The organism is Bacillus infantis (genome assembly GCF_050107595.1).
GTDB lineage: Bacteria > Bacillota > Bacilli > Bacillales > Cytobacillaceae > Bacillus_AB > Bacillus_AB infantis_C.
In genome coordinates this window covers 66,106-90,332 of sequence record NZ_JBNILH010000002.1, presented here as the reverse complement: position 1 = coordinate 90,332, position 24,227 = coordinate 66,106, and the positions used below count along the sequence as shown (strand labels likewise).

Below are 24,227 nucleotides of genomic sequence, written 5' to 3'. Positions count from 1 at the left end.
CATGTATGTAAAGAAATTAGATGCCCTCTTATCTATTGCCTTTTCACCCCCGTTAAAAACAAGCTTTTACAGATTATGCACCAGCAAAGCATACGGCCGGGCAGCTTTGGGAACATATGAAAAAAACGAGGGGAATGATCCCCCCGCTTCTTAAGGCTTTCGCTGGTATGTCCAGATCCGGTTATGATTGGAAGCTTCCGGAAATGTATCTCCCGCTTTCATTTTCAGCTGCTTCGGGTTATTGACATTGCTCCCGGTTTCACCGATTTCGATATAGATCCCGTTATTGGGAGCCTTCTGGCCCGGACGGAATTGGCGGTTCTGCCCCATCGTGCAACTCCTCCTTATATTCAAAATCATTATTATTATATCCATCCAGAACCGTGTTAAAGGAAGAAACAATTACCACGGCCGGATATCGCTTTACACATCAAGCAGGTTTATAGTTAAATGAAAAAGGATAAAAACAGAAATTGGAGGAAAAACATTTGGAGGATTTTTTCGAATTAGTCAAATATCTGCTATTAGGATTATTCCAGGGATTCACTGAGCCTATCCCCATCTCCTCCAGCGGACATTTGGAAATTGCCGAGCATTTTATGAAAGTAGAAATAGAAGGCATGAGCTTTGCCCTGCTAGTTAACGCCGCTTCTTTGATTGCGGTTCTGATCATATACAGGGAAGATATCATCAGGCTTGCCAAAAACGGCCTTGTGTACATAACAACCAAGGATAAAAGGGCAGAAGCTGATTTTCGCTTTATCATTTATCTGATCATCGGCACCATTCCTGCCGGCGTCATCGGCATCCTGTTTGAGGATTACATCGATGAGCATCTCGCCAATATCAAAACCGTGGGAATCACCCTGGTAGTCACTGGCCTTGCTTTATGGCTGATCCGCAATATGAAAGGCCGTAAGAATGATGCAGCACTCACACTTAAAGATGCCATCATTGTCGGCATTGCACAGGCAGTTGCGCTCATTCCCGGCATCAGCCGGTCCGGGGCGACCATCGTAGCCTCCATGGGCCTTGGCATGAAGCAGGAAACCGCGCTTAGATTTTCATTCTTGCTGTATATTCCAGTCAGTGCGGGAGGAATGATCCTTGGACTGAAGGACCTGCTTGGCGACCCTAACTTAGGATCACTGGCCATCCCCTATGCCATTGCCTTCATCGCTTCTTTGGTGGCATCCTATATTTCACTGAAGTGGTTCATGAATATCATGGCTAAAGGAAACCTTATCTATTTTGCCATCTACTGCTTCATTGTTGGGCCAATCGTCTATTTTCTATCATAAAAAATGATACCTTTGAGTCACAAAAAACCCAGAGTCCGCGGACTCTGGGTTTTAAGCATTTATAAGAGCTCTGAGAGCAGCGCCTTCTGGGCATGGAGACGATTCCCCGCCTGCTGGAATACAGCAGAATGGCTGCCATCGATTATATCGGCAGCAACTTCCTCACCTCTGTGCGCCGGGAGACAATGGAGGAAGGTATAATCTTGTTTTGCAGCTGCTGCAAGCTGGTCATTTACCTGGTATGACTTGAATATCTTAAGACGCTCGGCATTTTCCTGTTCCTGGCCCATGCTGGTCCAAACATCAGTATAAAGGATGTCAGCACCTGCAGCTGCTTCAATGGCATTATTCACTACTTCAATTTCCGCGCCGGTTTCTTTGCCAAACTGCTTTGCCAGCGCCAGCACATTTTCCTGGGGTTCATATCCGGGAGGTGCAGCAATCGTCATATTCATGCCTACCTTCGCTGCTGCAATCATCAGGGAGTGTGCCACATTATTCCCATCACCTGCATAAACAAGCTTCAGTCCTTCAAGCCTTCCTTTCACTTCATGGATGGTCAGCAAGTCAGCAAGCGCCTGGCAGGGATGGTAAAGATCCGTCAGACCGTTGATAACCGGAATATCTGCATGCAGTGCAAGCTCCTCAACCATCCCATGGGAAAAGGTCCTGATCATAATTCCATCAACATACTGGGATAGAACCTTTGCTGTATCTGCAACGGTTTCCCCGCGCCCGATCTGCAGATCATTGCTGTTCAGATATAAGGCACTCCCGCCCAGCTGGATCATTCCGGCCTCAAATGACACCCTCGTTCTTGTTGATGGCTTTTCAAAAATCATTCCCAATATCTTTCCGTTCAAAGACTTGGAACCCTTGCCGAGAAGGGAGGCATTCTTCATCTTCCTGGCCTTCTGGACAAGGCCAAGAATTGTATCCTTAGAAAAATCAGCCAGTGTCAAGAAATCCTTTCCTTGAATATCAAGGCTTTTATCTGCTGCTTGTGCGGTTATCATACAAGTGTCACATCCTTATTGAATTGGTTATGCCATTCCTTCAGCGGGCATACTTCCCATTCTTTGACCTGAAGTGATTCCAGGAAGGCATAGAGTGTTTCAGGCTGTGTAAAGACAGGGAGACGGTTCTTGACAGCAAATTCTCTCAGCAGAAAATCTTCTTGTGCTTCTCCCCTGCTGAAGACAGCAAGGATGCTTGCATCCATAACCCGGTCTTCGCCTGCCTTGTGAATACTTATACCCAAATTGGCCAATGTCTCATCAAGACCTTCCATACTATCTGTTTTGCCTCTTCCCGTCATGATGACAGGTGCTGCTCCAGGCTTCAATTCTTTATGGAAGGCTTTCTTCACAGCTTCATTTAATGAAGGGGCCAAAGCAATACCTTCTCCTGTTGACCTCATTTCCGGTGATGTTTTTGGATCAAGCCCTTTAAGGGCATAATTTGAAAATACCGGATATTTCACGCAGACAAACGGCAGATTATCGTACAGCGGCCCTTCAGAATCGGGCAGTTTATATTTCCCAAGCAATATTTTTGTCGCAATTTGTACAAGCGGGACATTTGCCACCTTGCTGACGACCGGCACAGTCCTGCTTGCCCTGGGGTTTACTTCAAGCAGATATACTTCCTCTCCGTCAACGATATACTGGATGTTCATCAAACCTTTATAGGCCAGATCCTTAACGATTTTTTTCCCATACTCGAACATTTTTTTCTTAACAGTCCCGGAAACAGACTGTGCCGGCAGTACGGAGAGGCTATCCCCGGAATGGACCCCTGTTTTTTCGATATGTTCCATGATGACTGGAACAATTATGTTGTCCCCATCAGCTGCAAGATCCATCTCTGCTTCGGCAGCATGCAAAAATTGATCACAAAGCACAGGATAGATGATTTGCTGCTTTTCCAGGAAGCTCGACAGCTCGCTGCTGCTCTTGATTATATGCATTCCTTTTCCGCCGATGACAAAGGAAGGCCTGATCAGTACTGGATAGCCGATTCTTTCTGCTGCTTCCTTCAGCTCTGTGTCCGATGCAGCAGTCTCTCCCTTTATCCTCGGAATCTCCAGCCTGTCGAGGAGGCGGTAGAACAGGTCACGGTCTTCCAGGTCATCAATGGCCGACGAATGTGTCCCAAGCAGGTTGAGCCCTGCCTTCTCCAGCTTATCTGCCAGATTAAGCGCGGTCTGTCCCCCAAGCTGGACAATGACATCTTTAATGCCTTCTGACTCAGCAACATTGAGGACTGCTTCCGGTGTGAGCGGTTCAAAATAAAGGCGGTCGGCTGTTGCAAAATCTGTGCTGACCGTTTCAGGATTATTATTGATCATCACTGTTTCAATGCCTTCTGATTTCAAGGCAAATACCCCGTGGACAGAGCAATAATCGAATTCGATTCCCTGTCCGATGCGGATAGGTCCGCTGCCGATGATCAGGACCTTCTTGTCTTTGCCCGGCAGCTGCTCGTTTTCGCCATAATAGCTTGAATAATAATAATTGGACTGTGCTTCAAATTCAGCAGCACAGGTATCCACCATTTTGTATGAAGGCAGTATTCCCAATTGCTTTCGCTTCTTCCTGACTGACAGAGCATCTTCCTTCCATACGGACGCAAGATATTCATCACTGAATCCTTTTTCCTTGAAAACCTGCAGCTGTTCTTTACTGACTGTTTCAAGTGAACAGGATGCAATTTCCTTTTCAAGGCTGGCGAGGCCGGCAAAGCATTGAAGATAAAAGAGATCGATTTTTGTAAGCTCATGGATGGACTGGATAGGATGCCCTCTGCGCAGGAGCTCCATCACTATAAAGAACCGTTCATCTGTCTGGCCCTTCATCCTGGTAACGAGGCTGTCATCCGTTAATCCGCCCAGCCCGGGGCTTTCCAAGTCCAGATTGCCAGCTTCAAGCGACTGTACAGCTTTCAGCAGCGCCCTTTCGATATTGCGGTCAATCCCCATCACTTCCCCTGTCGCCTTCATTTGAGTGCCAAGCCTGCGGTCGGCTTCTGTAAACTTATCAAATGGCCATCTCGGGAATTTTACAACCACATAATCCAGGGCAGGTTCAAAGCTTGCATACGTATCGCCTGTAACCGGATTGAGGAGCTCGGACAGGCTGTATCCTGCAGCCAGTTTGGCAGCCATCCTTGCAATTGGATATCCTGTTGCTTTTGAAGCTAGGGCCGACGATCTGCTGACCCTCGGATTTACTTCTATCAAATAATATTTCTTGCTTTCGGGGTCAAGGGCAAATTGAATATTGCATCCTCCGATGATTCCGAGTGCAGAGATGATCTTGATAGAGGCAGATCTCAGCATCTGATATTCTTCATCAGTCAGCGTCTGGGAAGGTGCGATGACAATCGAATCCCCGGTATGGACGCCGACAGGGTCGATGTTTTCCATATTGCAGATGGTGATGCATGTATTATCTTTGTCGCGCATCACTTCATACTCAATCTCTTTATAGCCTGCAATGCTTTTTTCCACAAGGCATTGGGAAATCGGGCTTTCGAGGAGCCCTCCCTCGACCAGAAGCATGAATTCTTCCATCGAATGGGCAATCCCGCCGCCTGAGCCGCCGAGCGTATAGGCAGGGCGGACAATAATCGGGAAGCCAGAAGCTTCGGCAAACCGCTTTGCTTCCTTTGCTTCCCTGACGATCTCGCTGTCAGGTACAGGTTCATCCAGCTCTTTCATCAGCTGGCGGAATTCCTCCCTGTCCTCACCCTTTTTTATGCTGGCAATCGGGCTGCCGAGCATTTTGACCTTATATTTTTCCAGCACGCCTGTTTCACTCAGTGCCATTGCCAGGTTCAGACCTGTCTGGCCTCCCAGCGAAGCCAGCAGTCCGTCCGGGCGTTCTTTCATGATGATTTTTTCAAGTGAATCAACAGTGAGCGGCTCGAAATAAATCGTGTCCGCATAACTGTGGTCTGTCATGATGGTCGCAGGGTTATTATTGACGAGTATGACCTTATAGCCTTCCTCCTTCAGTGCCATGCAGGCCTGTGTCCCTGCATAGTCAAACTCTGCGGCCTGGCCGATGACAATCGGGCCTGATCCTATTACTAATATTGAAGTGATCGTCTGGTCTTTAGGCATATGCTGTAACTCTCCCATGTGCTGCATTGATTATTTCGATAAACTCATCAAATATATACTCTGCGTCCTGCGGCCCGGGATGGGCTTCCGGATGGAATTGGACTGTACTGAGCGGAAGTGATTGATGGACAAGGCCTTCAATCGACCGGTCATGCAGGTTATGAAATCTTATCTTTAAGCCGGTTCCCTTCAGGCTTTTCTCATCGACAACATAACTATGGTTCTGCGATGACATCATAACTCTTCCTGTGCGGGCATCCGCTATCGGATGGTTGGCCCCCCTATGGCCGAATGCCAGCTTCTTAGTGTCTGCACCAAGTGCCAGTGCTGCAAGCTGATGGCCCAGGCAGATTCCCAGGACTGGAAAGCTGAATATCAGCTTCTTGATTTCAGGCAGCATATCCTTCAGCTGCTTTGGGTCACCAGGTCCATTTGAAAGCAGGATAGCATCCGGCTGCATGCCCTTAATTTCCTCAAAGCTGGTATTGAAAGGCACTATAGTAATGCGGCATCCGCGTTTAAGCAGCGATTCAGCAATCGATTTCTTGTTCCCATAATCGATCAGGACGATATGGATGCTTCCGGCACCAGCAGGATGGTGCCCGGTTTGCGATACTGCTCTTACTTTTAAGGCGCTTTTTTCATGTGAACAGGAGGTTTGTTCTTTTTGGAGTGACATTACTGCCGGCATGGTGCCCGCATTTCTGATTTTTTTTACAACAGATCTTGTATCAATATGGCCAAGAAGCGGTATTCCCCATTTCTCCAAATATGCTTTAAGACTGTATTTGGACTGGTAATGGTACGCATCTTCCGGAGTTCCATAGATAATGACCCCTGCAGCATGCGGCTTTCTGCTCTCAAAATCTGTTTCATTTACTCCGTAGTTTCCTATTTGCGGATAGGTGAACACAATAATCTGGTCTTTGTAGGACGGGTCTGTCAAAACCTCCTGATAGCCGGTCATGCCGGTGAAAAAGACAATTTCCCCTTCTGTATGCTCCGGCGGGGACTCAGAAATCCACTCACCTTCATATGTTTCTCCGCTGTTTAAATGTAAGTAGCCCTTCATTGTGCAAACACCTCTGCTAACGCATAAATATTATTTTTTATTAATTTTTATACATATTTATCATAATAAAACAGCTTTCTCAGCTGTATTTACCTGCTTCTCTTATGAATGGACTGATGCGGAAGCCCGCAATGTTTCTGCAATGATTACTGCAGCTTTTTCTATCTGATCCAATGTGCATGTTAAAGGAGGAAGAAGCCTGATGACATGCGTTCCAGCCGGAAGGGCGATCAGACCTTTTTCCCTCAGCTCCTGAAGGACAGAGTTTGCTTCAGTCGCCAGTTCGATTCCTGCCATCATTCCGAAAATGCGGATATCCTTCACCCCGGGAATATCGGCCAGCCTATCCAGCAGGACAGCCTTGAAGCTTTCGCTCAGCTGTTCAAGCCGGGTGCCGAATCCGTCATTCATGACTGCCGCTAAAGTCGCTGAAGCGGCTGCAATGGCTATCGGGTTCCCGCCGAAAGTAGATCCGTGGCTCCCCGGACCGAATGCATCTGCCAAATGTTCTTTTCCAAGCATGGCACCTATCGGCAATCCGCTGCCCAGTCCTTTTGCCGATGTTATCATATCAGGCTGAATATCAAAGTGCATATACGCAAATGGCTTCGCCGTCCTGCCAATCCCTGTCTGGATCTCATCGATGATCAGGAGAATGCCTTTTTCTTTGCAAAATGCAGCAAGCTCACTTACAAACGCTTTATCTGCTATATGGATGCCGCCCTCTCCCTGCACCATTTCGAGCATGACGGCTGCTGTTTCTCGATCTGCTGATTTTTTCACTGCATCTATATCATTGAACGGAACATACACAAATGTTTCAAGCATCGGCCCATAGCCGTGTTTGATTTTCTCCTGGGCTGTAGCTGACATGGCCGCAAATGTCCTGCCATGGAAGGAGTTGAGAAATGTAATGATTTTCGTTTTCCCGGTTGCCTTCCGGGCCAGCTTGATGGCTGCTTCATTTGCCTCGGCCCCGCTGTTGGCAAAATACGCCCTATCCATCCCGGCATATTCACATAACAGAGAGGCTGCTTTCTCCTGGCCTGATTGTTCGAACAGATTTGAAACATGCCAGAAGTTTCCGAGCTGTTCCTTGACAGCTGCTTCTACCGCCTCGGGACGATGTCCAAGATTGCATACGCCGATCCCTGACGTGAAATCCAGATATTCTTTTCCGTTTTTGTCGATAATAGTGGACCCGTTTGCTTCTGCCGGCTGTATTTCCCAGCGCTGGTATACAGGAAACAGATTACTCATGCCATTGTCCTCTCTTTGCAATTGATTTGTGTTCCGCTCCAGGCACCGCCTGTATAAAATGGCTTCACACCTGAAATGATCCGGACGCTTTTCACACCCTGCCGGATGGCTGCAAGGGCTGATTCCACCTTGGGGATCATGCCGCCTGAGATTGTTCCATCCTGGATATAGGCTGCTGCCTTTTCATCTTCCAGTCTGTCTATCAAAGCCCCTTCTGCCTTAATGCCTTCAACATCAGTCACAAACAGGCATTGGTCCGCATTCAGGGCAAGGGCAACTGCAGCAGCTGCATAGTCTGCATTGACATTCAGCTTCTGGCCATCCTTCGTTTTAGCTAAAGGGGTGAGAACTGGAAGGTACCCGTTTTCCAGTAGAAGCTGCAGCAGTTCCGCAGAAACATGATCAATTCTGCCGACAAAGCCCAGCCTATCCTTATCAACGAAGTCACCGTGGAGGATACCGTCCGGCCCATTCACACCAAGAGCATTGAACCCATTCTCCTGAAGCAGAGCGGCCAATTTCCTGTTGGATTGTCCGGAAAGGACCATTTCAGCTGCTTCAAGGGTTCCTTTATCCGTTTTTCTCAGCCCCTGGACAAATTGGGACTTTATGCTTTTAAGCCTCAGCAAATCATTAATCTCCGGACCGCCTCCATGAACAAAAATCAACTGATACCCCTGGACACTCAGATTCTTAAGGCTATCAAAAAAATCGCTTGTCAGCCTGTCTAAAATACTGCCTCCGCATTTAATGACAATTAAACTCATCCGTGCCCCCCTTAAGTGCGATAGCTCGCATTGATTTTGACGTAATCATAGGAAAGATCACAGCCCCACGCTTTTCCCCGGCCTTTTCCATGATGAAGGTCGACCGAAATCTTTATAGTTTCCTGCTGGAGATAATCATTTGCCTCTTCCTCCGAAAATGCTTGCGGCTCACTGTTTTTCAGCATGCATATCGGACCGATCCAGATATCCACATTTTCAGGATTCAGGCTGATATTGCTCTGTCCGAGGGCCCCGATGATTCTGCCCCAGTTTGCATCCGCTCCATATACTGCAGTCTTAACAAGATTAGATCCTACGATCTGCTTTGCTGCTGCGGCCCCCTCCTGATCAGAAACAGCACCGGCAACTTCCGCCTCGATCAGCTTGGTCGCCCCTTCGCCGTCCTTGGCAATCTGCTTTGCCAGACTCTCACAGCAGGACCCCAGGAGGCCAAGGAACACATCCCATTCAGGATGCTCCGGAGACAGAGGCTCATTCCCGGCAAGTCCGTTGGCCATAACCAGGACCATATCATTTGTAGAGGTATCACCATCAACCGTGATCTGGTTAAAGGTACTGTCCGTGACCCCCTTCAATGCCTTCTGAAGGACTGACGGTGAGATGCAGGCATCGGTTGTGACAAATCCAAGCATAGTGGCCATATTGGGATGAATCATGCCTGAGCCTTTGGCTGCTCCGCCCATTCGGATTGGAACACCGTCAATTTCTGCTTCATAGGCACAGTTTTTCATGACTGTATCGGTCGTTAGTATGGCTGTCTGGAAGTCCTCTGCACTCTCTGCTCCATTTCCTGGCTCAAGCGCTGCTATTCCCGCCTGGATCTTCTCCATTTGCAGATACTCGCCAATCACGCCAGTGGAAGCAACCGCGACCGAACATTCCTCCAGTCCGAATTTCCCTGCTGCCAGCTTCCTCATTTCAAGCGCATCTTTATATCCCTGCTGCCCGGTACAGGCATTAGCACAGGCACTGTTCACAATCACCGCCTGCAGCATCCCTCCTGCTGCCAGGCTTTCCTGGGTTACCTTCAAAGGGGCTGCCTGGAAAAGGCTAGTTGTATAAACAGCTGCACTGCTTGCCGGGACTGTGCTGGTTATGGCACCAACATCCTTTTTGCTGTATCTGAGGCCTGCGTGTACACCTGCAGCTTTATAACCCTTCGGACTGATAATGCTGCCATCCGGAATCTCCCTTACAGCACTTTCTTGTGACAATGCTTGCATGGTTTACCTCCTTGGAATTTTCTATTGAATAACACGGTGCAGCGGCACCAGTACCTGAACAGTGCAACATGCTAAAATCAATAAGTTTGAGCAGGACAGCCTGCTTTTATGGATATATTGGTATGAATTCAAGTCCCGACTTTTCCGGAAAACCGAACATCAGATTGGCATTCTGGACAGCCTGGCCGGCAGCCCCTTTCATCAGGTTATCAATGACTGCTACTATGGTCAGCCTTCCTGTCCGCTTATCTGCGCTCAGTCCGATATCACAATAATTGCTGCCTGTTACCTCCTTGGTAGCAGGGAAATTGCCGGGTGCTCTTACCCTTACAAACGGAGCAGCTTCATAAGCTTCCCGGTATGCGCTGGCTGCTTCTTCTGCTGTAATGCCTTCCTCCAGTTCACCATACATGGTTGCCATGATTCCCCGTACTGCCGGGATCAAGTGGGTACTGAAAGTGATTGGTGATGTATCTTTATTCCACAGCTTGAGCTGCTGTTCAATTTCCGGTGTATGCTGATGCTCATTCACTTTATAAATTTTGAAGTTTTCGCTCATTTCCGCAAACATGGTCCCTTTTGAAGGCGAGCGGCCGGCACCCGAGATGCCTGACTTTGCATCGATAATGATGCCATGAGGCTTTATGAGCCCTCCTAAGAGCGCCGGAGCAAGGCCCAGCAAGGCTGCTGTCGGATAGCATCCGGGATTGGCGATGATATCTGCCCCCTCGATCTTCTCTCTGTTCCACTCGCTCAGGCCATATACAGATTCCTCAATCACAGAAACGTCTGCTGGATCTTTCTTGTACCAGGTTATATACTGATCCTCCGGCAGCCTTAAATCCCCGGACAGATCGATGACTTTAATATCCCTTCCTGCAAACTGGCCGGCAAGCTGGCCTGATGCACCTGAAGGAGCAGCCAGGAAGACCACGTCAGATTGCTCTGAAATCTTCTCTATATCAATTCCCTCTAAAGTTTGCCTGTTTATCTCAAGCAGATGCGGATATTCATCGGAAACAGGCGCTTCCCCCCTGGTAGAGTGTATGGATTGAATCTGGAAATAAGGATGGTGCTGTAAAATGCGGAGAAGCTCTGCCCCGCCGTATCCTGTTGTACCGATAATGGATGCCTTCATGGGCTCCCCCTTTCTTTGCTGTATATTTAATCAAATATATTAATAAATATGTATAATGTTTCTCTTATTATAGAAACTTAGCAGAACAAAATCAACCATAAACATGCTATTTTTTATTTAAATATTCAATTTCTTGAATGAACATGCAAACTATCCTTGTGTTTGATAAAAAAAGCCACCCCGCAGGATGGCTGTTCAACAAATCTATTGCAAAAGACTGATAATGTAAGCAGCCAATTTTTCTGCTGCCTCAGAAGATGCCCAAACAGGATTCTTCCCAAAATAGGGATGAGCATCTTCAGGCAGGAGGGGGGTTATGGCTGCATGGACATTGTCCAGACGGGACAATTTTTCCGCCTCCTCCAGGTTACGGGCGATTACAGCTTTCGGATAGCACTCTTTTTTATATCCCTCAATAAGGATGATGTCCGGCCCGAAAGCAGTCATCAGCTGAATAAGCCGCTCCAGCGGCCAATTCAGCTTGTCAGCCTGAATCAGGATGCTGCCCTCCCCTTCTGCAAGGCTGGCCAGCGCACCAGCTCTCATATGCAAAGAGGTATCCTTATCCTCAAGTACATCCGGTTTCCCCCCATGTCCATGATGTTTGATCGTTACGGCTGCATAACCTTGCTTTTGCAGCTCTCTGATCACCGCCTGGACAAGCGTTGTCTTCCCGCTGTTCTTGAAGCCCGCAATCTGAAAAACGACGGGTTCTACCATGGCTGGCTGCTTCCCTGGTCATCCTCGAGCAGCAGCACATCTGCTTCATCGCCCTTTTGATATCCTCTAGTACCGCCGGGAAGCACCATAAGAGCATCTGCTCCCGCAAGGCTCATGACAATATTTGATTTATCCACTCCGCTTGGCACTGAGATGAGCCTGCCATTTTCGTATTCCAGCCTGCTCCGCACAAACCGTGTAAATGGATTCGGCTTCGGGAAGTCTTCCCCAAGAGCAGCCTGCACCATCCGCAGGTGAATTTTATCTGTATATAGCATTCCCCGGATCACCGGCCTCACGAACAGCTCGAAGCCCACATAGCAGGCCGACGGATTGCCTGACAGGCCGAATAACAGCTTTCCGCCAAGGCGGGCTACAGTTGTGACACTGCCAGGGCGCATGGCCACCTTGTTAAAAAGCACTTCAGCTCCAAGCTTTTTGTATATCGCCGGCAAATAGTCATAATCCCCTACCGACACACCACCCGTAGTGACCAGTATATCGGTTTTTTCAAGGGCCGCCTCTATTGCTGTAAAGCAGGTATCAAAATCGTCCGGCAGCTTCCCATAGTATTCACAGGCGGCGCCCGAGCGCTCAATCTGCGCCATCACCATATGGGAGTTGCTGTTTCTGATCCGGCCCGGTTCAAGCGCTTCATCCACATCAAGCAGCTCGGTACCCGTTGCAAAGAGCCCAATGGCAGGCTTTTTGGCAACAGGTACTGAGCTGCAGCCAAAGGTGGCCAGCATGGCGATCACACCTGGATTGATTTTTTTCCCTTTTCTGAGCAGGGTATCCCCTTCTTTTGCATCCTCCCCCCGAAAAGAAACATTATCGCCTGCTTTAAAGGATCGTTTGATGCTCATATAATTTTTACCGTCCCGCTCCTCTGCCCTGGCAAGCTCCAGCATAACGACTGCATCGCATTCTGCGGGCATTTGGGCGCCGGTCATGATTCTTGCAGCCTGGTATGCTCCCACCTGCACCTTCGCCACATAGCCTGCCCCTATATGGTCCACAACCTCGAATTCCACAGGACTGCTGCTTGAGGCACCTTCTGTATCCACAGCCCTGACTGCAAATCCGTCATACGGGGAACGATCAAAATGGGGTACATCATTGGCTGCCTTTAAATCTTCAGCAAGATAGCGCCCATAGCTTTCATTGATTGGGACCCATTCAGTTTCCCCGGTAAAATCCATCTGCAGTATCTTATCGATTGCCTCCCTCACCGGGATAGGCTTTCTCCTTTCGACCATGCCTTTCCACTCCTTATGTATCCATTTTTGAAAGTGCTAAAAAACAGCAGGATATCCTGCTGTTTTCTCCGCTTTCTATTTAAGAAATTGTCAGAACCTCATGGCTGGCGGCAAGCTCGACAAAATGGGCCATGCCGCTGATTTTCCCGGCATACAGCTTGTCTCCGACACCATAGTGATCCACGCATGTCTTGCATGCAAAGATGCCGACTCCTTTTTCCTCCAGCTCTTTTGCATGAACCGAAACAAATGATTCCCCTGTCAGGGCATATACGCCGCTATTCATGAAAAAGACTGCGGCAGGAAGCTCCTTCTGCTGCTTCAATACGGTAAAGAAGGTTTCAAGTACACCTGAGCCAAGCTCTGCATCTCCCTTGCCCAGCTGATCGGAGCTGACCAGTATAACCTTGTTTTTCATCTTATTGTACGCCCAGAGCTATCTTGGCGTAGCGGGACATTTTATCCTTTGTCCATGGCGGGCTCCAAACAATGTTCACTTCTGTATTTTTCACTTCAGGTATATCTGAAAGAGCGGCCTTTACCTGGTCAACAATCGTTCCGGCAAGCGGGCAGCCCATGGAAGTAAGCGTCATATCGACTACAGCCGTTCCTTCTTCCTCCATTTTCACATCATATACCAGTCCCAGATTGACTATATCTACACCAAGTTCAGGGTCGACTACAAGCTCAAGGGCACCCATGATGCTGTCTTTTAATTCCTGATCCATGCTAATCACTCCTTAGCAGTTATTATTATGCTGATTCTATGATAACAAAAAGCCGCGCTCTTGAAAAAACTTATGACTCCAAGCCGAATGGTCCTTCAGCTAAATATGTTTCAAACCACTCAACCGTTTTGAGCAGTCCTTCTCTTGACACCTTATGCCCTGCATTCTCATCCGTCAGAAAGACAAGTTTTTCGGGCATCTCTTTATAGTTTGTTCTAATCGATTCATAAAAATGATAAGTATAGTGATAAGGGACAACCTGGTCTTGCTTTCCGTGCCAGAACAATATCGGCCTCCCTGCAAGCTTTTCAGGCTGCTGGCTGATATCCAGCTCTTTCAGTTTTTGAAGCAGCCCGGCCAGTTCCTCTTCTTTAAAAGGAAGATCAATTCCGTGCTTCTTCAGCTCATCGATCTGCCAGAGGGCAAACTTTTCATAATAAGGCATCCCCATCAAGCTTACTGCCGTTTTAATCCAATCATAACGCGTCAGGGCACCCATGGTGACAATACCGCCCATCGAGGTTCCGGCAAGCCCTATCTTTTCTTCATCAATCAGGCCCTCTGATGCAAACGCATTTTTGATTACATTCAGCTCTTCTATCTCAGTGAGAACAATTTCCCAGAATTTCACGTTCAGATCATTTCCGGACAGGCCTGTGCTTCTTTCCCCATGGTAGAGGGCCTCGGGCAGGACAACACGAAAACCTTTCTCGGCGAGCAGATAGGCATAATGAAGATTATGCTCTTTCGCACTTGTAAAACCATGTACAAATACAATGAAGGGCAGCTGCTCATTGAACTTCTCTTTGTCTGCAAGATGCAGTACAGGAATGCCTTCCACTTTTCTATTTTCAATAATAATCATGGTCTTCCCCCCGCATTTACATAAAAATGAACATTTTTTCTTTAAAAAAGCGATTTTTTTTACAAAATAAATATTAAATTGTTACGATAGTGGTAAATACACATACAGGAAACGGCTAGGGCCGGGCAGACTCCCGGACTTTCCGGAATAAACTGCTCCCCTGATTTTCCTTATGTAAATTCTTTCTATATCTTTAGTGTAGCATGCTGACATTTATTTGCCTAAAGCTTTACACTGAGATTATCCTAATACAGAAATAAGAAGGAGACTTTATGGCAGAAAAACATTTAATTGCATTGGACTTAGATGGAACCTTATTAAAAGACGATAAAACCATTTCCGCAAAAACAAAGCATGTGATCCAAAAAGCCCGGGAGGCGGGGCATGTTGTCATGATTGCTACCGGAAGGCCTTTCAGATCAAGCCAGATGTATTATCATGAAATGGGCCTGGATACTCCTATTGTTAACTTTAACGGCGCCTTTATCCACCATCCTAAGGACAGGGACTGGGGGGTATACCATACGCCAATGGATATAAAAGTGGCAAAGGAAATTGTGGAAGCCTGCAGCGGCTTTTCATTTCACAATATCATTGCAGAAGTGATTGATGAGGTATACTTCCACCATCACGATGAAAAGCTGCTCGACGTTTTTGGCATGGGAGACCCTGATATAACCACTGGGGATTTAAGGAGATTTCTCACAGATTCGCCGACCAGTATGCTGATTCATACCGATGAGGAACAAGTCAAAACCATTCGGAACCATTTATCCGAGGTTCATGCCGAGGTTATCGACCACAGGCGGTGGGCTGCTCCATGGCATGTCATCGAGATTGTAAAATCCGGCTTGAACAAAGCGGTCGGGCTGAAGAAAGCCTCCGATTACTTCCAGATCCCGCCTGAAAGAATTATTGCTTTCGGGGACGAAGATAATGATCTGGAGATGCTGGAATATGCCGGACGCGGTATTGCCATGGGCAATGCCATCGATGTAGTGAAAAATGTCGCCAATGAAATGACGCTTACTAACGAGCAGGATGGAATCGGTGTTTATCTGAATGATCTCCTGGGCCTGAACGCAATGAAATAAGGAAACATGAGCCCTGCCGCTGACCGGCGGGGCTTTTCCTCTTGTTCCCTCCTCTAAATAAACATGCCCTGGCGCATAATAACAGAGAGGCAGCAGAGCTGTTTCATATTTCCTTAGGAGGGGATCCGAATGGGCAAACGCAACAAATCGAAACGCTTTGTACAGCAAGGTGCAGATACTGTAAGCAAGCATGATTCCCGCATACCTTATCACACCACATATGCTGAAGCTGAAGCGAGGAAGATGGCGAATGTACAGGAATCTTCTCTTGGAGGAATTTAGCGATGGGAAACAGGCTTTATCAGGAAGCGCAGAGATTTGTCGAGATGGCTTCACAAGCAGGGCCATCTGAACAGCAGCAGACGATTGCGAAGGCTAAAAACGCACTCCATTCAGCCTATGCCAACTCCACAAGGGCTGAACAGGAGCAGCTTCGCGAGCTGCAGGACCAGCTTGACCAGCTTGCTGGCCGCTGACAGATAAGAGCATGCCCGCAGACGGGCATGCTCTTTTTTTCACCGGAAATTTTCCAGTACGGCGGCGTAGGCATGGATGATCCTGTCCTTCTTATCCTTTTCGTACAGGCTGAGGATGACTGTGCCGTTTTCGGGCAAGGATTTTTCCGGTATGTTTATTTTCAGGTGGAAAGGCGACCACTCAGGATATTTTGAAACAGAAGGGCTGACTGCCTCCCCCGCAAGCACCTGATGGCCGTCTTCGGCTGTATAGTAAAACTTCCCTGTTTTTGCCCTTGCTTCTCCTTTCACCTCGTAATTACCGTTCTCCCCGCTTATCTCCACTTTTCTGAAGGCAGGGTTCTCCTCTGGGACATCAAGCACGGCTTTTTCCCTCAGCACTACTGCTGCGTGGGTCACACCTTTCTGTTTGATCGGGATGGTCACCTCAACTGAATAGGCTCCTTCCTCGACCCTTCCAGCTGCAGTCTTATAGTCCCAGGAGTCCGTCCAGAAGATATATTCCCCAGGATCCAGCTTCAGGTACTGTATGGCCTGCAGAAAAGACTTTCCTGCCGCCGCATCATAAACAGTTTCCCCGTACTTATCGCGGATGATCAGATCATATCTTTGTGAGGTCGGAAACTCATAGGTCTGTGTCTGATCAGAACTGTTGATAAGCCCCACTTTGATTTCAGCCGATTCCGGACCGGGATTGAGGCTTAACGAAACTTCAGGGCCGCCTTCCGCACTGGCGGCAGATCCATCCATCGGAAGTGAAGCAAAGATTATGAACAAGACTGCTGCAATCCTTAACATGCCAATACCTCCTTTTTCGATTATTCTTTCCTGAAGAAGCCGAATATTCCTGCTGTTTCTACAATATTGGTGAACGCATAAGGATCGACATCCTTTATGATCCTTTCAAGGTCAAAAAGCTCATAGCGGGTGATGACGATAATCATCATTTCTTTATTTTCATTGGTAAAAGCGCCTTTGGCGGGAATGGTCGTAATGCCGCGTACCATCTTATCGTGTATGGCCTGCTTCAGCTCAGCGGATTTTTTCGTAACAATCATGGCCGTCAGCTTCTCATGCCTTGTATGGATCGCATCGATCACCCTTGTAGAAGCATAAAGCGTCACAAGCGTATACAAAGCTTTTTCCCAGCCGTAAAGAAAACCTGCAGTAATGATGATGATAGCGTTCAAAGTAAAGAAGTATGTACCCACCGGACGGTCTTTCATCCTTGATAAAAGCATCGCAACGATATCCATTCCTCCAGTGGATGCCCCCCACTTGAGTGTCATCCCTACGCCAACAGCCGCAATGACTCCTCCAAAGACGGCATTCAGAAGAATATCTTCTGATACATGAATCACGGGAATGATCTCCAGGAACAGAGACATAAGGAAAACGCTTAAAAAGCTGTAGACAGTAAAAGACCTGCCCACCTTTTTCCACGCAAGGATCGTTACAGGTATATTCAGGATGAACAATAAAATACCTGTTGAAGCAACGCCCCCCAGAATGCTGGAAAGCAGCTGCGCCACACCGGTGAATCCGCTGGCATAAACATTGGCCGGGATCAGGAAAAAGTTCATCGCAATGGCATTGAGAATGGCGCCTATAAGCACCACAACAAATTTCTTCGTTTCTAATAAAATCATAGCGAACCCCCTTAAAACACACTTGATGTATCTTTACCCTATATTGTGTTTTTTCAACACATTTCATTGTATTTTTTCCCTTGATTCTATAAACTAAAAGCATATTAACGTGCTGAAAGCAGGTGACCTATATGTCAGTAAAAATCATGGCTGACAGTGCAAGTGATTTATCCTTGCAGTTTTTCAAGGACAATGATGTCCTGCTCTTTCCTCTGCAGGTTCTATTGGATGGGCAGGAATACAAAGATTTGATTACAATCGACCCAAAGAAAGTTTATGATAGCATCAGAAGCGGGCAGATCCCGAAAACCTCCCAGGTATCCCCTGTGGACTTTGAAAAGGAGTTCAGGGAGCTTGCCAAGAGCGGACGGGAAGGCATCTATATCGCATTTTCTTCTCAGCTTTCCGGTACATACCAAACAGCGGCCATGGTGCGGGATCAGGTAAAAGAAGAATATCCTGACCTTAGCTTGTCCATTATAGACACAAAATGCGCATCCCTTGGAGCCGGATTGATCGTAAAAGAAGCGGCAAGGCTTTCTGCCGAAGGTGCATCCATGGAAGATATCGAAAAGGATATCCTTTTCCGGAGCCGTCATATGGAGCATCTTTTCACTGTCGAAGATCTGGATCATCTTGCCAAAGGCGGCCGTGTTTCCAAGGCTTCCGCTTTTCTCGGCGGCCTGCTGAATATCAAGCCGCTCCTTCATGTAGAGGATGGGAAGCTTGTCCCCATTGAAAAGATCCGGGGAAAAAAGAAGGTTCTGCGCCGTATGATCGAGGTCGCCAAAGAACGCGGCAAAGGCTTTTCCGGGCAGACGATAGCCATCAGCCATGCAGACAATCTTGAGACAGCGGAGGAGGTCAAGGCGATGCTGATCGAAGAGCTTGGCCCCAAGGAAGTATTGATATCAGACATCGGAGCAGCTATAGGATCGCACACCGGTGCCGGCACCATCGCACTCTTCTTTTTAAATGAAATAGCATCATAATCCTACATACTCCTTCTGATTGCGGCAGACACTAAAACCGACGGCGACCAAGCCGGAAAAAAGGAGGTTTTTTTCTATGCCGCACACTTCAGACAATGATAAAAAAGCACAGGACAATAATGCCTTGAGGCATGAGAAAAATATGATGCGCGAGAAAAACAGAAAAGCCGGGAAGCATCAATACTCGAAAAAAACGGATCATCTTTAAGCAGCACCAGGGTTCTTTATTGATGGCTTTCCCGGAACAGAAAAAAGCAAGCGCCCGGCGCTTGCTTTTTTTCTACGATTGCTTTATATATGTCCAGCCGTCCTCCTGATAGACCTTTCCTTCCTTCATTAGTCTGCCAAGAGCACGCTTGAATGAAGATTTGCTCATTTGGAAGCGTTCCTGGATTTCATTTGCCATGCTTTTGTCTCCATAAGGCATAGAACCGTTCCGCTCTTCCAGATAGGAAAGGACTTTCTGGGAATCAGCGTCAAGCGCTTCTTCTTTCCGCGGCAAAAGGGAGATATTGACTGTTCCGTCTTCCTTTACATCTATGATCCGCCCCTCTATTTTTTCACCAAGGCGGGGCTCTGCCTTCCTCTGCGACTCATGGATAAAACCCTTGAATCCTTCTGCCGTATATGCCCAGCTCCCTACTTTGGCTGTCCTGTAGATATGTCCATGGACGTTCTTGTTAAAGTCTTTCCGCGTGGCTTTAATGGAAATTTCCTCGATAATCGGGTCCTTCGCATGCTTCACGTACACCCGGTTATTTCTATTAACACGGAGGGTGATATAGAGAAGATCGCCCTTTTGCGGCCAGACTGACAGATGCAGAGGCAGATCTTCCTGGCCGAGAAGCATTTCCTTTTGGATCCCGATATCAATAAACACGCCAAGATCTTCCCTTACATCACTGACCTTTGCCCAGCCATACACACCCACCCGGATCTCCGGAAGGGTATCAGTTGCCGAGATGCGTTCCCTTGAATCTGTATAAAGGAACACTTCAACTTTTTCATCCACCTCATACTCTTTTGCCGCTTCATTTATATGCAATAGAACATCTTCGTCACCGTCTGTCAGAAAATAACCGAAAGATGATTTTCTTGATACGGTTAAAGTTGTGACTTGTCCGATATAGTCTGCCAAAGGCATGTAATTTCCTCCTCAATGGCTTTATTGTCTGCTGACAATCTGAAAGTTGTTTGAACTGCTATATTTTACTATAATAAACGAATAAGGTAAAACGGTTTCGAAAACAGGAGCCGCCGGACGCAGGAAATGATCCGGCCCTGCTTTGAAACAGCCGGCTAAATATAAGAAATTGACGGAGGTCTAGCCATGTCTAAAGAAAGCTCATTTGATATTGTATCCAAAGTAGATTTATCTGAAGTGACAAATGCAATCAATATTGCAATGAAAGAAATCAAGACCCGCTACGATTTCAAGGGCAGCAAAAGTGATGTTACCCTTGATAAGGAAGAGCTTGTCCTGGTTTCTGATGATGAATATAAGCTGGATCAGCTGAAGGATGTACTGCTAAGCAAAATGATCAAACGCGGGATTCCCATCAAGAACCTTGATTATGGAAAAGTGGAAGCCGCTTCCGGCGGTACAGTGAGGCAGCGCGCAAAGCTTATGCAGGGGATCGATAAAGAAAACGCAAAGAAAATCAACACCCTCATCAAAAACAGCGGCCTGAAAGTAAAGAGCCAGGTTCAGGACGACCAGGTCCGTGTAACAGGAAAAAACAGGGACGACCTGCAGCAGGTAATAGCAGCTGTAAGAGAAGCCGACCTGACAGTCGATGTGCAGTTTATAAACTATCGATAGAAAAGCGGAAAAGCCTTGCTCAGGCCCGACAAGCTTAAGACGAGCAGAGCGGAAGGTTGTTCTTTAACCCTCTGATCTGATTGGCTTAAGACTCGAGGGCCTAGGCTTTGGAGCTGGACAATAGAAAAGCGGAAAAGCCTTGCTCAGGCCCGACAAGCTTAAGACGAGCAGAGCGGAAGGTTGTTCTTTAACCCTCTGATCTGATTGGCTTAAGACTCGAGGGCCTAGGCTTTGGAGCTGGACAATAGAAAAGCGGAAAAGCCTTGCTCAGGCCCGACAAGCTTAAGACGAGCAGAGCGGAAGGTTGTTCTTTAACCTTCTGATCTGATTGGCTTAAGACTCGAGGGCCTAGGCTTTGGAGCTGGACAATAGAAAAGCGGAAAAGCCTTGCTCAGGCCTGACAAGCTTAAGACGAGCAGAGCGGAAGGTTGTTCTTTAACCTTCTGATCTGATTGGCTTTAGACTCGAGGGCCTAGGCTTTGGAGCTGGACAAATCGAAGTGCGGAAGCGGCTTGCCCAGAGCCGACAAGCATAAGACGCGGCAGAATAAAAGGCGTTCTTTGCCTTTAATTCTGCCGTGGCTTATGACTCGAGGCTCTAGCCGCTGGAGCCGGTCAAATGAAATGCGGAAAAGCCTTGCTCGATAAAGGAACGCGGACTAAGAACGCCACGTCCTGTGGCAACGTCCGCATGACCCACATCCTGTGGGCCTCAAGCTTAAGACGGGCAAAGCGGAAGGCGCTTTCTTATTTAAAATCCCCGGATGCCAGAGGCATGCCGGGGATTTTAATTTTATTTTACAAACACATACATCAAAAGCTCATCAGAATAAGAGCCATCAGAGTTCTTCACATGCCTGATCCTTCTGCCTTCCTCCTGGAATCCCATTTTTTTATATAAATGAATGCCCCGTTCATTATGTGAGAACACCTCCAGGCATACTTTTTCAATGCCCGGCTCTGCTTTCGCCCATTCCAGGCAGATGCCGATCAGCTGCTTCCCGATACCTTGATTGCAATATTTTTCTTTAATGGATATGCCGAACATTCCGATGTGGCTGACTTTTTTGTGTGTTTTTCGGGAAAAGTTCAAAACACCCGCAAGCTCTTCTCCGCTCCAGGCTGTTAAAAGCAGATTCCCAGGACGTTCATGATCAATGATCCATTCTCTCTCTTCTTCAACGGTTACCTGAAATTCCTCAGGCTTAGTCAGCATATTCCCGGTTTCCTGCAAAATTTGCCGTGTATGCAGAAGCAGCTTCTCAGCATCCTCCTGCCTGCCCCGCCTGATCGTTACCATAATTATGACCTCTCCTTTTGGCACAAGAAATTTTTTCCATGTTTTTAACACATACTAGCATGGAATACACCTAATATCTATTAAAAAATGGAGGTTTTTCACAATGGCGAACGAACAGAACAATAATCAGAACGGATTCACCCCTCAGCACCAGAACCAGCAGCCAGGGGTAGAGGATAAAATGACACCTGAGCCTTCTTATATCGACCCAAATTATAAAGGTTCAGGAAAGCTTGAAGGCAAAGTAGCCATTGTCACTGGAGGAGACAGCGGAATCGGCAAATCCGTAGCTATTTATTATGCAAAAGAAGGTGCTGATGTCGCTGTTGTTTATCTGGAAGAAACTGAAGATGCAAAGGAAACGAAACAGGAAGTAGAAGCAGCCGGCCGTAAATGCCTTCTGCTTGCCGGCGACCTTGGAGATGAAAGTTTTGCAAAGGAAGTTGTTTCCAAGACGCTGGATGAGTTCGGGAAAGTAAACATCCTTGTCAATAATGCCGGTGAGCAGCATCCGCAGACGAGCCTGCTCGATATCAGCACAGAACAGCTTGAAAAGACATTCAGGACAAACATTTTCTCTATGTTCCACCTGACAAAGGCTGTACTGCCGCATCTTGACAAAGGAAGCTCTATCATCAATACGGCTTCCATCACAGCGTATGCAGGACATCCTAAGCTGATTGACTATTCTTCCACAAAAGGTGCGATCGTCACATTCACCCGCTCCCTGTCCACAAACCTGGCTGATTCAGGGATCAGGGTCAACGCCGTCGCACCAGGCCCAATCTGGACACCGCTCATTCCTTCCACCTTCACGGAGGAAGATGTCGCCAAATTCGGAACTGACACACCGCTCGGCAGAGCCGGCCAGCCGTACGAACTGGCACCAGGCTACGTATACCTTGCCAGCGACGACTCATCCTACGTATCCGGCCAAATGCTCCACATCAACGGCGGGAAGGTTGTTAATGGATAGAAAAGCGGAGGCGACTGTTCAGGTGCGACAAGCATAAGACGCTCCTGGATAAAAGGCGTTCTTTGCCTTTAATCCAGGAGTGGCTTATGACTCGAGCACCCAGGAGGCGGAGCTGGACAAGCGGAGGGCGCTACACCTTTATAAAAACAATTGCAGATCAATCATGCCAGCCGGAAGCACAACTTCCGGCTGGCCTTTTATTATCGGAAAAAGATTAATATTATCGAAATCAAGATTATATTATCGAAATCAAAATTTTATTATCGAAATACGCATTTTTTTATCGAAATCCTAACACCCACCCTCAATAGCATCACCGTCTCCTGAACCAAAAAAAAACTGCTCCCGGCAGTTTGCCGGGAGACAGCTTTTAAATCTTATTTTGCAGTAACACTGCAGGAATGCCTTTTAATAATCTGATGAGGAATGATGATCCTTTTGGTCGGCTCTTTCGGATCTTCCACCATCTGTATCAGGCTTTTGGCAGCCTGGTATCCGAGATCGAAGATATTGATGTCGACTGACGTCAGCGGAGGCCGTGACATTTCTGACAGAAGGACATTATTAAAGCTGATGATAGAGATATCATCAGGCACGGATATGCCCATCTCATCCAATGTATTAAGGACACCGAGCGCCATAAGATCGTCAGCTACCACCAGGGCTGTGGGGGGCTTTTCAAGCGATAGAAGCTCCCTTACTGCCTCCTGGCCGCCTTCCTTAAGGAATTCTTCATGGATGACGTAATCGTTGTCCAGCTCAATGTCCGCAGCTCTTAGAGCCTTTTCATAGCCCAGCAGGCGCTCAACGGTGACAACCAGATTCAAATCCCCGCCGACAAAGGCAATATGGGTATGCCCCAGCTCAATTAAATAGTCGGTTGCTTCTTTCGCAGCCCTGAAATTGTCGTTGTCAACATGTGTGATTTCCTCTACATCACGGAACGGTTTTCCAATGACGGTGAACGGATAATGTCCATCCTGTAAAAATGACAGGACCTTATCTTCAATCTTTGAATACAGAAGGACGACCCCATCCACCCTGCCTCCCTGCACCATCTGGACAACTCCGTTATAAATCTCTTCATCTGTTTTGCCTGTCGTCATATGAAGGGCATAATGCTTTTCATGGGCACCCTCGCTTATGCCCCTCAGAACAGTCGGGAAAAATGGATTCTGGAATACGACGTCAGTGGAGCTTGGCATAATTAGTCCGATTGCCTGTGTGGACTGGCTGGCAAGGCTCCTGGCGATGAAATTCGGATGATATCCCAATTTATCCATTGCTTTTCTGACCTTTTGCTTCGTTTTTTCACTAATCCGCGGGCTGTTCGCAATTACGCGGGAAACTGTAGAAGGGGCCACATTCGCCAGTTTCGCCACGTCTTTTATGGTAACGGCCATTCCCTTCCCCCCTTATCCATAAGAGTACACCGCTGC

General features: G+C 47.5%; 26 protein-coding genes. 8 read left to right on the top strand and 18 right to left on the bottom strand.

What is annotated here, in order from left to right:
* Window positions 1-150 precede the first annotated feature (150 nt).
* Window positions 151-330 (bottom strand): YjzC family protein, encoded by a 180-nt coding sequence (locus ACQCVH_RS03740; protein ID WP_009794074.1) that lies wholly within the window; start codon window positions 328-330, stop codon window positions 151-153.
* A 158-nt stretch (window positions 331-488) separates the two neighbouring features.
* On the opposite strand from ACQCVH_RS03740, the gene ACQCVH_RS03735 reads away from it, so the two are divergent.
* Window positions 489-1,301, top strand: coding sequence for an undecaprenyl-diphosphate phosphatase (locus tag ACQCVH_RS03735; RefSeq protein ID WP_426834511.1), 813 nt, complete (start codon window positions 489-491; stop codon window positions 1,299-1,301).
* Between the two features lie 59 nt (window positions 1,302-1,360).
* Here ACQCVH_RS03735 and argF read toward each other — a convergent pair whose 3' ends face one another.
* From argF to ACQCVH_RS03675, 12 genes are all read right to left on the bottom strand, one after another.
* Window positions 1,361-2,317 carry an ornithine carbamoyltransferase gene (argF, locus tag ACQCVH_RS03730; RefSeq protein ID WP_426834510.1) on the bottom strand — a complete coding sequence of 319 codons (957 nt, stop codon included), beginning with the start codon at window positions 2,315-2,317 and terminating at the stop codon, window positions 1,361-1,363.
* Window positions 2,314-5,427 carry a carbamoyl-phosphate synthase (glutamine-hydrolyzing) large subunit gene (locus tag ACQCVH_RS03725; RefSeq protein ID WP_426834509.1) on the bottom strand — a complete coding sequence of 1,038 codons (3,114 nt, stop codon included), beginning with the start codon at window positions 5,425-5,427 and terminating at the stop codon, window positions 2,314-2,316. Before ACQCVH_RS03725 ends, argF begins: the two co-directional genes overlap by 4 nt.
* Entirely contained in the window at window positions 5,420-6,499 is a 1,080-nt protein-coding gene (locus tag ACQCVH_RS03720; RefSeq protein ID WP_426834508.1) for a carbamoyl phosphate synthase small subunit, read from the bottom strand. The genes ACQCVH_RS03725 and ACQCVH_RS03720 overlap by 8 nt, the downstream gene beginning before the upstream one ends.
* A gap of 102 nt (window positions 6,500-6,601) precedes the next feature.
* The gene (locus ACQCVH_RS03715; protein ID WP_426834507.1) at window positions 6,602-7,759 is read right to left on the bottom strand and encodes an acetylornithine transaminase; all 1,158 of its coding nucleotides are present in this window, start codon (window positions 7,757-7,759) and stop codon (window positions 6,602-6,604) included.
* Window positions 7,756-8,526, bottom strand: coding sequence for an acetylglutamate kinase (argB, locus tag ACQCVH_RS03710; RefSeq protein WP_426834506.1), 771 nt, complete (start codon window positions 8,524-8,526; stop codon window positions 7,756-7,758). Before argB ends, ACQCVH_RS03715 begins: the two co-directional genes overlap by 4 nt.
* Window positions 8,527-8,537: 11 nt before the next feature.
* A complete protein-coding gene (gene argJ, locus ACQCVH_RS03705; protein WP_426834505.1) occupies window positions 8,538-9,770 on the bottom strand; it encodes a bifunctional ornithine acetyltransferase/N-acetylglutamate synthase in 1,233 nt (410 codons plus the stop codon).
* A 106-nt stretch (window positions 9,771-9,876) separates the two neighbouring features.
* The gene (argC, locus tag ACQCVH_RS03700; RefSeq protein ID WP_426834504.1) at window positions 9,877-10,908 is read right to left on the bottom strand and encodes an N-acetyl-gamma-glutamyl-phosphate reductase; all 1,032 of its coding nucleotides are present in this window, start codon (window positions 10,906-10,908) and stop codon (window positions 9,877-9,879) included.
* Window positions 10,909-11,112: 204 nt separating this feature from the next.
* Complete coding sequence (gene mobB, locus ACQCVH_RS03695) at window positions 11,113-11,628, bottom strand: molybdopterin-guanine dinucleotide biosynthesis protein B (RefSeq protein ID WP_426834503.1); 516 nt, start codon at window positions 11,626-11,628, stop codon at window positions 11,113-11,115.
* Complete coding sequence (locus ACQCVH_RS03690) at window positions 11,622-12,887, bottom strand: molybdopterin molybdotransferase MoeA (protein ID WP_426834502.1); 1,266 nt, start codon at window positions 12,885-12,887, stop codon at window positions 11,622-11,624. Before ACQCVH_RS03690 ends, mobB begins: the two co-directional genes overlap by 7 nt.
* A 79-nt stretch (window positions 12,888-12,966) precedes the next feature.
* A complete protein-coding gene (locus tag ACQCVH_RS03685) occupies window positions 12,967-13,305 on the bottom strand; it encodes a DsrE family protein (RefSeq protein WP_426834501.1) in 339 nt (112 codons plus the stop codon).
* Window position 13,306: 1 nt separating this feature from the next.
* Complete coding sequence (locus ACQCVH_RS03680) at window positions 13,307-13,615, bottom strand: metal-sulfur cluster assembly factor (RefSeq protein ID WP_148975789.1); 309 nt, start codon at window positions 13,613-13,615, stop codon at window positions 13,307-13,309.
* A gap of 70 nt (window positions 13,616-13,685) precedes the next feature.
* Window positions 13,686-14,480: a prolyl oligopeptidase family serine peptidase gene (locus tag ACQCVH_RS03675; protein WP_426834500.1), complete on the bottom strand. Its 795-nt coding sequence runs from the start codon at window positions 14,478-14,480 to the stop codon at window positions 13,686-13,688.
* 272 nt (window positions 14,481-14,752) lie between these two features.
* Here ACQCVH_RS03675 and ACQCVH_RS03670 point away from each other — a divergent pair, with 272 nt between their 5' ends.
* The 3 genes from ACQCVH_RS03670 to ACQCVH_RS03660 all read left to right on the top strand — a co-directional run bounded on the left by ACQCVH_RS03670 (window position 14,753) and on the right by ACQCVH_RS03660 (window position 16,050).
* Window positions 14,753-15,574: a Cof-type HAD-IIB family hydrolase gene (locus ACQCVH_RS03670; protein WP_426834499.1), complete on the top strand. Its 822-nt coding sequence runs from the start codon at window positions 14,753-14,755 to the stop codon at window positions 15,572-15,574.
* A 129-nt stretch (window positions 15,575-15,703) separates the two neighbouring features.
* Complete coding sequence (locus ACQCVH_RS03665) at window positions 15,704-15,856, top strand: hypothetical protein (protein WP_009794059.1); 153 nt, start codon at window positions 15,704-15,706, stop codon at window positions 15,854-15,856.
* 2 nt (window positions 15,857-15,858) lie between these two features.
* Window positions 15,859-16,050, top strand: a complete 192-nt coding sequence (locus tag ACQCVH_RS03660; protein WP_426834498.1) for a DUF3813 domain-containing protein — start codon at window positions 15,859-15,861, stop codon at window positions 16,048-16,050.
* Between the two features lie 39 nt (window positions 16,051-16,089).
* Here the strand turns inward: ACQCVH_RS03660 and ACQCVH_RS03655 are convergent, their stop codons facing one another.
* Together ACQCVH_RS03655 and ACQCVH_RS03650 are read right to left on the bottom strand one after the other, a co-directional pair.
* Entirely contained in the window at window positions 16,090-16,848 is a 759-nt protein-coding gene (locus tag ACQCVH_RS03655) for a BsuPI-related putative proteinase inhibitor (protein WP_426834497.1), read from the bottom strand.
* A gap of 20 nt (window positions 16,849-16,868) precedes the next feature.
* Window positions 16,869-17,699, bottom strand: a complete 831-nt coding sequence (locus tag ACQCVH_RS03650) for a YitT family protein (RefSeq protein WP_257990248.1) — start codon at window positions 17,697-17,699, stop codon at window positions 16,869-16,871.
* A 131-nt stretch (window positions 17,700-17,830) separates the two neighbouring features.
* Here ACQCVH_RS03650 and ACQCVH_RS03645 point away from each other — a divergent pair, with 131 nt between their 5' ends.
* Together ACQCVH_RS03645 and ACQCVH_RS03640 are read left to right on the top strand one after the other, a co-directional pair.
* A complete protein-coding gene (locus ACQCVH_RS03645) occupies window positions 17,831-18,691 on the top strand; it encodes a DegV family protein (protein ID WP_426834496.1) in 861 nt (286 codons plus the stop codon).
* Between the two features lie 76 nt (window positions 18,692-18,767).
* Entirely contained in the window at window positions 18,768-18,899 is a 132-nt protein-coding gene (locus ACQCVH_RS03640; RefSeq protein WP_009794054.1) for a DUF3941 domain-containing protein, read from the top strand.
* Window positions 18,900-18,971: 72 nt separating this feature from the next.
* Here ACQCVH_RS03640 and ACQCVH_RS03635 read toward each other — a convergent pair whose 3' ends face one another.
* Window positions 18,972-19,835 carry a CvfB family protein gene (locus ACQCVH_RS03635; protein ID WP_426834495.1) on the bottom strand — a complete coding sequence of 288 codons (864 nt, stop codon included), beginning with the start codon at window positions 19,833-19,835 and terminating at the stop codon, window positions 18,972-18,974.
* Window positions 19,836-20,021: 186 nt separating this feature from the next.
* Between ACQCVH_RS03635 and ACQCVH_RS03630 the strand changes: the two genes are divergently transcribed.
* Window positions 20,022-20,513: a YajQ family cyclic di-GMP-binding protein gene (locus ACQCVH_RS03630; protein WP_426834494.1), complete on the top strand. Its 492-nt coding sequence runs from the start codon at window positions 20,022-20,024 to the stop codon at window positions 20,511-20,513.
* A gap of 792 nt (window positions 20,514-21,305) precedes the next feature.
* Here ACQCVH_RS03630 and ACQCVH_RS03625 read toward each other — a convergent pair.
* The gene (locus tag ACQCVH_RS03625) at window positions 21,306-21,812 is read right to left on the bottom strand and encodes a GNAT family N-acetyltransferase (protein WP_426834493.1); all 507 of its coding nucleotides are present in this window, start codon (window positions 21,810-21,812) and stop codon (window positions 21,306-21,308) included.
* Between the two features lie 103 nt (window positions 21,813-21,915).
* Between ACQCVH_RS03625 and ACQCVH_RS03620 the strand changes: the two genes are divergently transcribed.
* On the top strand, window positions 21,916-22,788 hold the full coding sequence (locus ACQCVH_RS03620) for an SDR family oxidoreductase (RefSeq protein ID WP_426834492.1): 873 nt from the start codon (window positions 21,916-21,918) through the stop codon (window positions 22,786-22,788).
* A gap of 377 nt (window positions 22,789-23,165) precedes the next feature.
* On the opposite strand, the gene ACQCVH_RS03615 is transcribed toward ACQCVH_RS03620, so the two are convergent.
* A complete protein-coding gene (locus ACQCVH_RS03615) occupies window positions 23,166-24,191 on the bottom strand; it encodes a LacI family DNA-binding transcriptional regulator (RefSeq protein WP_224900041.1) in 1,026 nt (341 codons plus the stop codon).
* Between the last annotated feature and the right edge of the window lie 36 nt (window positions 24,192-24,227).

Coding starts and splice junctions, on each gene's coding strand:
- ACQCVH_RS03740 (WP_009794074.1), bottom strand. CDS start 330: ATGGGGCAGAACCGCCAATTCCGTCCGGGCCAGAAGGCTCCCAATAAC.
- ACQCVH_RS03720 (WP_426834508.1), bottom strand. CDS start 6,499: ATGAAGGGCTACTTACATTTAAACAGCGGAGAAACATATGAAGGTGAG.
- ACQCVH_RS03680 (WP_148975789.1), bottom strand. CDS start 13,615: ATGGATCAGGAATTAAAAGACAGCATCATGGGTGCCCTTGAGCTTGTA.
- argF (WP_426834510.1), bottom strand. CDS start 2,317: ATGATAACCGCACAAGCAGCAGATAAAAGCCTTGATATTCAAGGAAAG.
- ACQCVH_RS03670 (WP_426834499.1), top strand. CDS start 14,753: ATGGCAGAAAAACATTTAATTGCATTGGACTTAGATGGAACCTTATTA.
- ACQCVH_RS03640 (WP_009794054.1), top strand. CDS start 18,768: ATGCCGCACACTTCAGACAATGATAAAAAAGCACAGGACAATAATGCC.
- ACQCVH_RS03690 (WP_426834502.1), bottom strand. CDS start 12,887: ATGGTCGAAAGGAGAAAGCCTATCCCGGTGAGGGAGGCAATCGATAAG.
- ACQCVH_RS03725 (WP_426834509.1), bottom strand. CDS start 5,427: ATGCCTAAAGACCAGACGATCACTTCAATATTAGTAATAGGATCAGGC.
- ACQCVH_RS03660 (WP_426834498.1), top strand. CDS start 15,859: ATGGGAAACAGGCTTTATCAGGAAGCGCAGAGATTTGTCGAGATGGCT.
- argB (WP_426834506.1), bottom strand. CDS start 8,526: ATGAGTTTAATTGTCATTAAATGCGGAGGCAGTATTTTAGACAGGCTG.
- ACQCVH_RS03620 (WP_426834492.1), top strand. CDS start 21,916: ATGGCGAACGAACAGAACAATAATCAGAACGGATTCACCCCTCAGCAC.
- mobB (WP_426834503.1), bottom strand. CDS start 11,628: ATGGTAGAACCCGTCGTTTTTCAGATTGCGGGCTTCAAGAACAGCGGG.
- ACQCVH_RS03665 (WP_009794059.1), top strand. CDS start 15,704: ATGGGCAAACGCAACAAATCGAAACGCTTTGTACAGCAAGGTGCAGAT.
- argJ (WP_426834505.1), bottom strand. CDS start 9,770: ATGCAAGCATTGTCACAAGAAAGTGCTGTAAGGGAGATTCCGGATGGC.
- argC (WP_426834504.1), bottom strand. CDS start 10,908: ATGAAGGCATCCATTATCGGTACAACAGGATACGGCGGGGCAGAGCTT.
- ACQCVH_RS03685 (WP_426834501.1), bottom strand. CDS start 13,305: ATGAAAAACAAGGTTATACTGGTCAGCTCCGATCAGCTGGGCAAGGGA.
- ACQCVH_RS03630 (WP_426834494.1), top strand. CDS start 20,022: ATGTCTAAAGAAAGCTCATTTGATATTGTATCCAAAGTAGATTTATCT.
- ACQCVH_RS03635 (WP_426834495.1), bottom strand. CDS start 19,835: ATGCCTTTGGCAGACTATATCGGACAAGTCACAACTTTAACCGTATCA.
- ACQCVH_RS03715 (WP_426834507.1), bottom strand. CDS start 7,759: ATGAGTAATCTGTTTCCTGTATACCAGCGCTGGGAAATACAGCCGGCA.
- ACQCVH_RS03650 (WP_257990248.1), bottom strand. CDS start 17,699: ATGATTTTATTAGAAACGAAGAAATTTGTTGTGGTGCTTATAGGCGCC.
- ACQCVH_RS03655 (WP_426834497.1), bottom strand. CDS start 16,848: ATGTTAAGGATTGCAGCAGTCTTGTTCATAATCTTTGCTTCACTTCCG.
- ACQCVH_RS03615 (WP_224900041.1), bottom strand. CDS start 24,191: ATGGCCGTTACCATAAAAGACGTGGCGAAACTGGCGAATGTGGCCCCT.
- ACQCVH_RS03675 (WP_426834500.1), bottom strand. CDS start 14,480: ATGATTATTATTGAAAATAGAAAAGTGGAAGGCATTCCTGTACTGCAT.
- ACQCVH_RS03625 (WP_426834493.1), bottom strand. CDS start 21,812: ATGGTAACGATCAGGCGGGGCAGGCAGGAGGATGCTGAGAAGCTGCTT.
- ACQCVH_RS03645 (WP_426834496.1), top strand. CDS start 17,831: ATGTCAGTAAAAATCATGGCTGACAGTGCAAGTGATTTATCCTTGCAG.